At 67.6% G+C, this 10,901-nt stretch carries 9 protein-coding genes; 7 read left to right on the top strand and 2 right to left on the bottom strand.

The window, feature by feature from the left end:
* A partial coding sequence (locus AB0C01_RS27280; RefSeq protein WP_357572478.1) for a GDP-mannose 4,6-dehydratase occupies positions 1-341 on the bottom strand: 341 nt, incomplete at its 3' end.
* 248 nt (positions 342-589) lie between these two features.
* Here AB0C01_RS27280 and AB0C01_RS27275 point away from each other — a divergent pair.
* The 7 genes from AB0C01_RS27275 (at position 590) to AB0C01_RS27245 (ending at position 8,673) form a co-directional block, all read left to right on the top strand.
* Positions 590-1,771, top strand: a complete 1,182-nt coding sequence (locus AB0C01_RS27275) for a hypothetical protein (RefSeq protein WP_357255951.1) — start codon at positions 590-592, stop codon at positions 1,769-1,771.
* A gap of 1 nt (position 1,772) precedes the next feature.
* A complete protein-coding gene (locus tag AB0C01_RS27270; protein WP_357255953.1) occupies positions 1,773-2,624 on the top strand; it encodes a glycosyltransferase family 2 protein in 852 nt (283 codons plus the stop codon).
* Entirely contained in the window at positions 2,621-3,700 is a 1,080-nt protein-coding gene (locus AB0C01_RS27265; RefSeq protein ID WP_357255955.1) for a glycosyltransferase family 4 protein, read from the top strand. The genes AB0C01_RS27270 and AB0C01_RS27265 overlap by 4 nt, the downstream gene beginning before the upstream one ends.
* Positions 3,697-5,184, top strand: a complete 1,488-nt coding sequence (locus tag AB0C01_RS27260; protein ID WP_357572477.1) for an O-antigen polymerase — start codon at positions 3,697-3,699, stop codon at positions 5,182-5,184. The genes AB0C01_RS27265 and AB0C01_RS27260 overlap by 4 nt, the downstream gene beginning before the upstream one ends.
* On the top strand, positions 5,169-6,083 hold the full coding sequence (locus tag AB0C01_RS27255; RefSeq protein WP_357255959.1) for a glycosyltransferase: 915 nt from the start codon (positions 5,169-5,171) through the stop codon (positions 6,081-6,083). The genes AB0C01_RS27260 and AB0C01_RS27255 overlap by 16 nt, the downstream gene beginning before the upstream one ends.
* Positions 6,080-6,946 (top strand): glycosyltransferase, encoded by an 867-nt coding sequence (locus tag AB0C01_RS27250; RefSeq protein ID WP_357255961.1) that lies wholly within the window; start codon positions 6,080-6,082, stop codon positions 6,944-6,946. Before AB0C01_RS27255 ends, AB0C01_RS27250 begins: the two co-directional genes overlap by 4 nt.
* 221 nt (positions 6,947-7,167) lie before the next feature.
* Positions 7,168-8,673 (top strand): hypothetical protein, encoded by a 1,506-nt coding sequence (locus tag AB0C01_RS27245; protein ID WP_357572476.1) that lies wholly within the window; start codon positions 7,168-7,170, stop codon positions 8,671-8,673.
* 149 nt (positions 8,674-8,822) lie between these two features.
* Here the strand turns inward: AB0C01_RS27245 and AB0C01_RS27240 are convergent, their stop codons facing one another.
* A complete protein-coding gene (locus AB0C01_RS27240; RefSeq protein ID WP_357255965.1) occupies positions 8,823-10,817 on the bottom strand; it encodes a hypothetical protein in 1,995 nt (664 codons plus the stop codon).
* Positions 10,818-10,901: the final 84 nt, after the last annotated feature.

Here is a 10,901-nt window from a genome sequence, read left to right as displayed (position 1 = left end):
TGGGTGCCCAGGACGTTGGTGGTGACGAACGGGGCGGCGCCGGCGATGGAGCGGTCGACGTGTGATTCGGCGGCGAAGTGCACGATCACGTCGTGCTCGGCGACGACCTCGTCGACGATGGTCGGGTCGCAGATGTCGCCCTGGACGAACCGTAGCCGCGGGTCGTCGCGGACGGGGTCGAGGTTGGCCAGGTTGCCCGAGTAGGTCAGTTTGTCGAGCACGGTCACGACCGCCGGCTCGAGTGGCGGCACGCCGTCGGCACTGCCGAGGGGCTTGCCCAGCAGCAGGCGAACGTACTCCGACCCGATGAATCCGGCTCCGCCGGTGACGAGGATCCTCACGGGTCCGAGAGTCTACGCCGGCCGACTGGCGGCGACGGCAGGTGTTTCGGCATTATCGGTTCGGGCCGCCCGGGCGATTGCAGGTGTAGCGGGGTTCGGGTAGAAAGTGCCAGCGAAGTACGACTCGTCGTGCCCGCACGTATTACATCTATGGGGGGCGAGTGAACGGCGTGTCGCTGGTCAAGACTGCTCGGCAATCGCCGAGTCCCGGCACGAAACCATCGCCCGGCCGCCGCGTACTGGGTCTGTTGCGGCAGCTCGTCGCACCCGAGCGTCTCTACATCGGCGCTCTCGGCCTGACCGGGCTGGCGGCGGTCCTGTCGGTGGCCCTGCCGCCGGCGGAGCGCGGTGAGCTGTCCGCGAACATGGTGAGCGCGACGCTCGGTGCGGCCGTCGGTGGCCTGTCCCTGGACACCTTCCTGCTGTCCCGTCCGGGCGGCTGGGTCTTCTCCCGGGGACGCCCCTGGGTCCTCGCCATGTTGGGGGCCTCGGTCCTCCTCTCCGTCGTCGCCGCCGCGGTGCTCACCACGGTGGCCGGACTCGGCAGCTACCTGGTCGGCATGGGGTCCGCGGCAGGTCTGACGATCTTCAACACGGTCTCGTCGATCGCGCTGCGCCAGAAGAGCTTCCTGGTCGTCTACGCGATGCGCGCGGCGAGCGGAGCCGTCCTGGTCGGTGGCTACGTGGCGCTGTACTTCGCCGGCTACCTGGACGGCGGCCTGTGGAGCATGGTGTGGCTGGTCGTCCAGTGGGTCAGCGCGCTGTCCGTGTGCGCCCTGGTGCTGGGGATGCTCCGGCGGATCGGGCCCGCACCACGGCCGGAGGCGACCGCGGTGGACTACCGCGCCGACATGGCCGCCGTCGGCAACCTGCACCTGGGGATCTTCGCCCAGATGATGACGCTGCGGTTCAACCAGATCCTGGTGGCCAGGTTCGTCGGCGCCGGCCCACTCGGCGTGTACGCGCTGGCGGTCGCCGCGCTGGAGTTCGCCCAGGCGGGTGCCGTCGTACGGGCGCAGCGGATCCTGGCCAGCCGGGACGGCGACGGCGGCCCCGACCCCACCCGGGCCGTGGTCACCGCGGCTCTGCCGGTCGCCCTGGCCGCCATCCTCGGGCTCGGTGTGCTGGGCTACCTCCAGCCCGAGTACCGGTACGCCTGGATCCTCGGCCTTGTCCTGCTGCCCGGTTCACTGGCCACCGCGGCCGGCAAGAGCTGGAGCGCCCTGCTGCTGAAGAGGCGGGGCGAGCGGGCGACGACGGTGGTCGCACTGATCACCCTCGGGTTCGCGATTCCCGCATACTTTGCGATCATCCCGTGGGCTGGTGTGGTCGGGGCGGCGATCGCCTCGACGCTCGCCTACGCCGTACACGCCTTCGCCTCCAGAGCAAGCCTGCGACGAGCGCAGTCGCCGAATCATGGGACGGTTTGACATGGATGTCTCGATTGTTGTCCTCGCCTGGGAGGACTTTGAGCGCACGCGCGCCTGCGTCCTGTCGCTGCCGGCGGAGGCGGAGATCGTAGTCGTCGACAACGGCAGCTCGATGCACATTCAGGAGTCGTTGAGCGCGTTCTGCGCCGAGCAGGGTGTCCGGTACGTCCAGTCCGGCTCCAACCTGGGGTACGCGCGGGGGATGAACCTCGGCGTGCGCCACACCAGCCGGGCGAACGTGATCCTCTCCAACAACGACATCATCGTGCACGAGGACGCCGTCAGCCGCCTGCTGACCGCCCTGGAGGACCCGCAGGTGGGCGCGGCCTTCCCGGGCGTGGTCACCCCGTCGGGTGTGTCGCAGACCGAGGGTGGGCGGTTCCTGGGCCTGGGCGTGGGCTTCGCCCACGCCACCGGGCTGAGCATGGTGCTGCCGAACCTGCGGATCGTCGCGCCACCGGAGAAGGCGGACTGGCTGACCGGCCCCTTCGTCGCCATGCGCCGCGACACCTTCGACGCCATCGGCGGCGTCGACGAGACCTCGTTCTTCTACTCCGAGGACATGCGGCTCTGCTGGGCCGTCCGTCAGCAGGGTCTGCGGCTGGCGTATGTGCCGGAGGCCGTGATCATGCACGAGGACGACGCGACCGCGAAGCGGCGCTGGTCCGAGGAGGAGATCTCCGAGCGTCGGACCAGGGAGTTCATCCGGGCGAGCCGGAGCATGGGTGGCACGCGCGGCCGCATCGCCACGACGGCGTACGTGGGCGGGGTGCTGCTGCGCGCCGCGGTGGGTGGAAACCCGGTTCGCCGCGCCATCGCGAAGGGCGCCGTCGAGGGGCTGCGTACCTCGTGAAGGTGTTGTTCGTCTGCACCACGGGTGGTTCCGGGCGGCGGCAGCTCGGTGGCGCCGAGCGCATCCTGACCGAGATCATTCCGGCGCACGCCCGAACGGGCCTGGACGTCATCGCCGCCACGTCGGACGACGAGGTGGGTCACGCGCTGCGCGAGGCCGGGGTGCCGTGGGTCGGGCTCAGCGCGACCAGCCGGATCGACCTCGCGTACGCGCGGGAGATCCGCCGCCTGGTCGACGAGGTACAGCCGGACGTGGTCTGCGCCCACCTGCTGTCCGCCGCCATGCACTCCCGGGCGGCGCTGAGCATGGGACGCCGGCGGATCCCGCTCGTCGTCACCCTGCACAACAGCCTCTGGCAGTACCGGGACACCGCCGGATCGTTCCAGCAGAAGGCGCTCATCCAGTCCAACATCACGCTGGACCTGGCCATGCGTCGGGCCCGTCCACACGCGACGGTGGCGGTGTCCGAGTTCGAGGCCTCCGAGCTACGCGACCGCGGTGGCGTCAAGAACATCCACCTGATCCCGAACCCGCTGCCGGTCACCTGGCCGAGCCCGAAGCCCGCGCACCTGCCGGAGCCGGGTCGACGGCCGGTGGTCGGCTATCTCGGCCGGCTGGAGAAGGAGAAGGGCGCCGATCTCCTGCCCGAGATCGCCTCCCTCCTTCCGGAGGTGGACTTCAAGGTCGCCGGGGCGGGTTCCATGGCGATCGACCCCAGGCCCAACCTCGACCTCGTCGGTCGGGTCACGGCCGCAGACTTCCTTCAGGAGATCGACTGCCTGGTGGTGCCGTCCCGGGTCGAGTCGTTCGGGCTCAGCGCCCTGGAGGCGCTGTCCCTCGGCGTACCTGTGGTGCACACCGGGGCCGGCGGTCTGGCCGAGGTCACCCGCCACGCCACGGGCACCCTGGCGTTCCAGGCGGACCTCGCGCCCGCCGCGCTCGCCGCCGCCATCCGGGACGCCGTCGGCCACCGCGCCATCGACGAGGGTCAGCGGGTGGCCGAGTGGTACGCCCAGGAGTACGCCTTCGATCGGTGTGTCGAGCGGTGGCAGAGCCTGTACAGGTCTCTTCTGTGACCACAACAACCAGGGCCAGCAGCCCCACCCTCTACCGGACCCTGGTGCCCTGGGTGGTGGCGGTCGTCATCGTCCTGGTGGTCCTCCTCTGGGACACCGAGTTCGGCGTCGCCGCCGCCTTCCTCGCCATGGCGGCCCTGATCTTCCGTGCTCACACGTGGCTCGCCATCTGCACGGCCGCCTGGGGCTTTGTCTTCCTCGCCGTCCTCACCATTCCGGGGCCGTACGACTCTCCGGCCGGACGCGCCGCGGTGCCGATCTTGGGGATCTACGCGGCCTGGTTCCTCGCCGCCTGGTATTTCGGTCGTCGACTGGCAGCCAACAAGCGTCGCCCGGAACAGTCGACGGCGACCGAGGACACCGTCGTCATGCCGGCCGTGCGGACGGAGTCCGCGGTCACCGTCGTCATGCCGGCCGTGACGACGCGTCCGCCGATGGACCGAGCGGGCGTCGAGTCGGCTCGAGCCGAACTGCGCTGGCCCGCCGAAAGTCGGCTCCGGCCCTTCGTACTCTTCCTCCTTCTGCTCGCTCTCATCGGTGCGGCGATGAAGTTCCGCGGTGAGGTACCGCCGCTGTTTGCCGACAACCCGGACGCCGCACGCGAGGCGGTACGACTGCGCTCCAACCTCCTCACCGGGCTGTTCTCGGAGTTCTGGGGGATCGGATTGGCGATCTCGCTGCTTCGCGCGCTCACCGGGAAGGCGGAGGGACGGTGGAGCTACGTCGCCTTCGTCGTCATCTTCGCGTTCGGCGCGGCGCTGGGCGCGAGTAAGAACTCCGTTCTGCTGGGGATCGTGCCGCCGCTGGTCGCCGCACTCTCGGTACGCCGATCGGCGACCATCAGCCGGAAGAACCGGCTGCGGGTGTCGCTCGTGGTGCTGGTGATCGGAGCTCTCGCAATGGGTGCGGCAGTCTTCCTCGGCGGCCAACGGACGCTGGCCGGCACCGGGCAGTTCGAGGACCAGTTCCGAGCGCAATACGGCGCCAGCCCGTTGTACGCCAGTGTCGGGTCGCTGGACCTGTCGCTGAGCAGTTCCGTCGAGACCTTCGGTCGGTTGTGGCAGGTGCGCGAGCAGCACCCGCCGACCTGGGGTCGATACACCCTGACCTTCACGGGTTCGTTGGGCGATCGCCTGCTCGGTTCGGCCGACATCTACAAGATCACCGCGGGCCTGAGCAAACCGTTCTACATGAACACCGCGACGTTCGTGGCCATACCTCTGCTCGACTATGGGCCGGTCGGCGCGGTGCTCTTTCTCTCGCTGTTGGGCTTCTGCGTCGGGGTCATCGATCGGCGGCTGACGTACACGTCAAGCCCTGCCCACCAACTGACCCGGGCGTTCGTGATCTATTTCGCGACTTTTGGTGTCTACGAGTTCTATCCCGTGGTGCAACCCTTCTGGCTGGCGCTCGCCCCTGGCCTCGTTGCCCTTTACCTGCTCAGCAAACCGATGAGGTGGATCCCGGAGTGGATGAAGCGCTGACAATCGTCACCGTTCTCTACCGTTCGAGCGACATGTTGACCCAGACGCTGCCTACCTGGGTGCGCAGCGCCGAGGGACTTCCGGTGCGGTTCATCTTCGCCGACAACTGGCCCGAGGACGGCTGCGAGAAGGTCGTTGCCGGTTGGCTCGACGAAGAGCGGTACGAGTACCTCCCCGACTCCTCGAATCCGGGGTTCGCGGCGGGCTGCAACCGCGCGGTCGCGGCCGCGAGGACGAACCACGTGCTGCTGCTCAACCCCGACGTGTGGCTGCCCGACGACGCGCTTGCGCGCATGTGCGCCGCCATCGCCGAGGACCCCGGCACACCGATCGCGGTTGGTCTGGCCATGCACGGTGGGGAGTACATCGGCATCGACGTCAATCCGGTCTCGCTCTTCATCGACAGGACCGCCACCGCGGCGCGGGGACCACTGGGTCCGTCGGGGGGCGCCGCCGTCTTCCCGACCGAACTGTTCCACCAGTTCGGGGGGTTCTACGAGCACCTGTTCGCCTGGGGCGAGGACGCTGACCTGGCTTACCGTCTCTACGCATCGGGATACCGGACCCGCGCGCTCGATCTCGTGCTCCCCCACGCGGGTGGGCACAGCGTCGAGGGCGACAACAAGCTCCAAGGCTTTCGTGCCTTCCTGCTGGCCCGAAACCGACTTCTGGTCGCGGCCCGGGTCTTCACCTGGCCGCTGATGCTCCTCGCCATGCCGGTACTGGCCCTTGCGCACCTCGCGCTCGCCGCCCGACGTGTCCGTCAAGGCCTGCTGTGGCCGTTCCTCCGTGGCGTCGGACGTGGCCTGGCGGAGAGCCCGGCCGCCCGACGGCAGTGGAACGGCAAGCGGTTCGGCTTCGCGTCCCTCTACAGCTACCTGACAGTTCGGAGAGCATGATGGCAGGACACCAGTGGAGTGTCGTGACGGTCACCTACAACTCGGCGGAGACGCTCCGCAGGTGCTGGCGGGGAGCCAAGCCCTACGAGTGGATCGTCGTCGACAATGCCTCCTCCGACGACTCGGTCGCGGTGGCGGAGGAGTTGGGTGCCCGGGTCATTCGCCTGCCGGAGAACGTCGGCTTCTCCAAGGCCAACAACGTCGGCGTGCGCCAGGCGGCGAGCGAATACGTGGTATTCGCCAACCCCGATCTTGAGATCGACCCGGACGGTCTCGACGTGCTCAAGCGGCACCTCGACGTCCACGGCGGTCTGGTAGCTCCTCAGCTGCTCGCGACGGACGGCACTCCCCAGCCCAACGGGCGCGGTTTCCCCTACGCCACCGCCAAACTGGGCAACCGGAAGATCTGGCCGCTGTCCCGGATGCACGCGACCTACCGGGTGGTGGCGAACCCCGGTGAAGCGGTCTACGTCGCCTGGGCCATGGGTGCCGCAATCGCCGCCCGCACCGCCGACTTCATCGCCATGGGCGGATGGAACGAACAGTTCTTCCTCTACTACGAGGACCACGAGCTCGGTCTGCGGGCGTGGCGGCACGACATGCCCGTGGTGCTGCTCGGCGACGTGCGGTGGACCCACCACTGGGCCCGTGCGACGAACTCGTTCCAGTGGTCGCGCGCGCACACTCTGGAACTGCAGAGCGCCAAGACCTTCTTCAGTCTGTTCCCTGAGTTCGTCATCGGGTTGCCGTCGGCCTCCCGGCGCAACCCGCAGGCGGCACGCCTGATCGGTGCCCCGGTGCCCATGCAACGACGCACGGGTGAGTCGCTGCCCACGCCGGGCCGCCAAGCAGGGGGCAGCTGACGGCGCCCTGCTCCACCTCGGCGCCACGACGGGCTCGGTCGACACCGCAATTCGCTCTCATCGACGATGTCGTCGGAATGAAGCATGGTCGTTTCGCACTCTGGATGGGAATTGGCGTGGTTGGACAACTCGTACTCGAGAACGTGAGCCCGTCGGACGCCCCAGCGGCACCGACAACCAGGCGCCGCCCCACCTCCGCGGACTGGGTCGCCATTGCCGTATTGCTGGCCCTCGTCCCGGTGGTCCACGACGTCAAGACGATGCTCACGGCGGGGTACTGGCTCGACGAGGCGTGGGTGGCGCTCTCGGTCCGGCTCCCGCTCGGCGACCTGCCGGTGACGACCGCGTCCACCCCGATCGGGTGGACCCTCCTGCTGCGGCTGGTGCCGGACGCCGACTACCTCCGTGTGGTGCCGCTTGCCTTCCTCTGCCTGGGTGTCGTCGCCGCGTACGGGCTCGGGCGGTTGCTGCGGTGGCCGACTCGGTGGCTCGGAGTTGTCGCAGGCTTCGTCTGTGCCATGGCGGTCCTGCTCCTGCCGGCGCAGCAGATCCGTCACGACCTCAAGCAGTACACCGCTGATGCCGCCGTCACGGTGGTCCTGCTCGCTCTGGGCGCTTGGACCGAGCAGACCTGGTCGCGGAGACGGCTTGGCGTGGTCGCGGCCGTGGCCGCCACAGGCATATTCGTCAGCCACGTCACTGCCATCGCCACCCCCGCCGTGTTCGGCGGGTTGTTGCTGGTCACCGCGCTGCAACGCCAGTGGGCGCGACTCCGGGACGTCGTCGTGGCGGGGCTCGGCGCAATGACTGTCATCGTCGCCGTCTACTTCGGTATCTCCGCGCGGGGCAACAATGACTCGATGCGGGAATTCTGGGTCGGTAGTTTCCCGACCCTGACCGAGTTGCCCGGCTACCTCAGCGGGCACATCGGCGACCTGGTCCCGATGCTCGGCGCGTCCGCTCTGGTCGTCGGCGGGCTGTTCATCGCAGGTGCCGTCACCCTCGCCCGGCAGGGCCGCCCCGCGTCGGCGATCGCGGTGCTTCTGCTGCCGGTGGCGGTGACAACGCTGGGGGTCGGCAAGTTCTATCCGCTACTGGAGCTGCGTACCTCGCACTTCCTGCTCGTCACGACGGCTGCGGTCGCCGGCCTCGGTGTCGCCGGACTGGCCCACGGGGTGGCCGCGCTCATTGCCCGCAGGGTTCCTCGCGTGCCGTCGACGGTCCTGACCGCGGCGATCTGCGCCGTCCTGCTCACGATCTTCGGCATCAACAACGGCCGCTGGTACCGGTTCGACGGCAACGACCCGGGGTTCTACTTCACCGCCATCGGCGCGACGGACATCCGTTCGGCGACCGAATACGTGAACACCCATCGGTCGGCCAACGATGCCATCGTCATGAACGGTCTGGCGTGGTACGGCTTTGCGTACTACTCGCGGTCCGACAAGGTCAAGCTTGTCGCACCAGCCGACAACACCGTCGGCTGGCAGGTCGAAATGCCCACCCGGTCCGACCTCATCGTGATTCCCCACCACGACATCGCACTCATCCATGCCAAGATCGATGAGGCGCTGGCATTGGCAGCGCAGCGCGGCGGCGGGCGCGTATGGCTGATCCGCACCCACGTGATGTGGGAGACGGAGGACTGGCAGAAGGTGTTCACCGACTACCGGGTCGAGCAGGCTACCGGTGGTGTGGAACCGGTCCTGCTGATCAGCAAGAAGTGACCACCCCGGCACCGAAGAGTCACCGCACGCCCGGGCTTGGCTAAAGGCTTCCGGTCAAGCCGAGGTGGAGACCAGCGGCGGTTCGGCAAGGCGGAGATTCGTCCAGAGATCGATGGTGCATCCGGGCGAATCTCCGCCTCCGGGCGGGCCTAACGGATCTTGTAGATGAGGAATGTGGCAGCCGGATAGCGGACTGTCTCGCGAAGTTCCAGACACGGCTCGTCGAGCGCCGTCGCTGTCACCAGGTACCGGACCTGATGCTGCTGGAGGAAGCTGCCGCACGGTTCGGTGGCGACCTCGAAATGGTCGGGCGTCGGCAGGTCGAAGGTCGTCGGTGAGTCGCGGGCGGGGTCCCGGTCGAACACGAACCAGACGTGGGCGTAACGGTTGTAGACCGCGTCCTGCTCGCCCTGCTCGTCTGCGGTCCGCCAGAGATCCAGCTGGGGGTAGGCGTAGACGCCGGACAACGAGCGGGCGCCGCTCATGGAGGCGAAGCTCTGAATGCTTCCCACATCGGTCACCCAGGCGGCGCCGGGGTCTTCGGCATTGATGGTGCGGATCGACTCCGCCAGCGGCGTGCGGGTCAGTGCTGCGGTGCCGCGGTAGAGCGGGTGGATGAACACCGTCATGGCAACGGAGAAGGCCAGCAGGACGGATACGGCCCAGGTGAAACGCTGACGAAGCAGCAGATACACGACCAGCGGAACCGGGATGATCGACAAGAGGAAGCCGCGCGACTGCATGAAGCCGGGAAATGCCCGCTGCACGTGCAGGCTGAGCAGCACCTGAACGAGCAGGACGACGAGGGCGTATCCGACGACGACCTTGAAACCCGGCTTGGCCGATCGCTCGTCCTGCAGCCGCCGGACGACCAGCACCACCCCGATGACACTGAGCAGACCGATGCCGACGAGCAACCGCGTGTGCGGCACCAGGCTGAGGAACAGGATCTTGCCGACAAGGTCGAGATGGGGGACGGACAGCCAGACCAATGCCCCTAGAAGCGTGAGATTGGCGAGCAGCAGTGGCCAGTCGATGGCCCGCTGGGCGCGGTACAACAGGTACAGCAGGATCATGCTGGGCACTACCAGGTACGGGAATACGAGCAGGAAGTTGGAGTTCTCGCTCTGATTGTCCATGACCTGGTAGAGCTCGGCCTTCTCGGCGAACTGCAACCCGAAGCTGGTGTGCCCGGAGAACAGGTGCAGCAGATCGAACCCGCCGCTCTCCACGACGCGCTCACCCGGATAGACCGTGCTCTGCATGGTCTCGATGACGGTCAGCCGGGAGGCGATGAACGCACCGATCACGGCACCCGCAACCGCAAGCGATGCGGCGACGATGCTCAGCTGCCGCAGCAGCAGTCGGCGCTGTAGTACACGGCCCTGCTCGATCAGGTAGCCGATGGCGAACGGCGTCACCGCCAGGACGCAGGCGATCTGGAACGGTGGGTAGAGCACGAGCGCGAAGCAGGTGAGCAGGTAGGCCAGGAGCGCCCCCCAGGCAACTGTGACGAGCAGCCGTTTCGAACGCACCAGAAGAATCAGCACCGTAGCCGCGAACAGGGCGTAGTACATCGACGACAACGTCACGTACTGGTACCACCACTGCACGAACGGACTGAAGAACAGCGCCAGGGAGAGCCCGGCGGCAAACCACCGTTGCCTGGGCATCAGAGCCAGCACGAAGAAATAACAACTCAGGATGAGCAAGTAGCCCATCAGCCACCATTTGAAGGCGAAGGCAAAGTCGAACGGCAGCACCAGAAAAGCCAGGTTGTGCGGCTTGAAGGCGACCGACCACTCCTTGTACGGGACGTCCCTGACCAGGGAGACATCCTCGCCTTCCTCCCCCACGTTCGGGTTGATCAGGGGGTAACCGGCCGCGTCCTGGGCGACGGTCATTTGAGTGTTGACGTTCCACTCGTCTGACCGGATCCCCTGCGGGCTGTTGAACAGGAGGTCCGGGTCCTGCTGCGCGCCGTACAGCGTCTTGTGGACCATTCCCATTGAGGACCCGTTGATTTGCAGAGCCGTCAGCCCCAGCAACGCGACAGTCAACAGAGCCGGGAAGAGCCAGATGCTACGGACGAATCTCCCGCCGGCGCGGGTGGCCCGGCCACGGAGACCAGTGATGTCGTTCATCAGTACCATTCTGTTCAAGGAGTGAGGGCATTGCGCGGTCAGCCGCAGGAAGACGTGCTGCCTCCTCGGCGCAAGACCCCGTAG

Origin of the sequence: Micromonospora sp. NPDC048905 (assembly GCF_040649655.1) — a bacterium.
Classification (GTDB): domain Bacteria; phylum Actinomycetota; class Actinomycetes; order Mycobacteriales; family Micromonosporaceae; genus Micromonospora.
The sequence above is the reverse complement of the archived record's forward strand: the minus strand, read 5'-3'. Positions and strand labels throughout refer to the sequence as shown.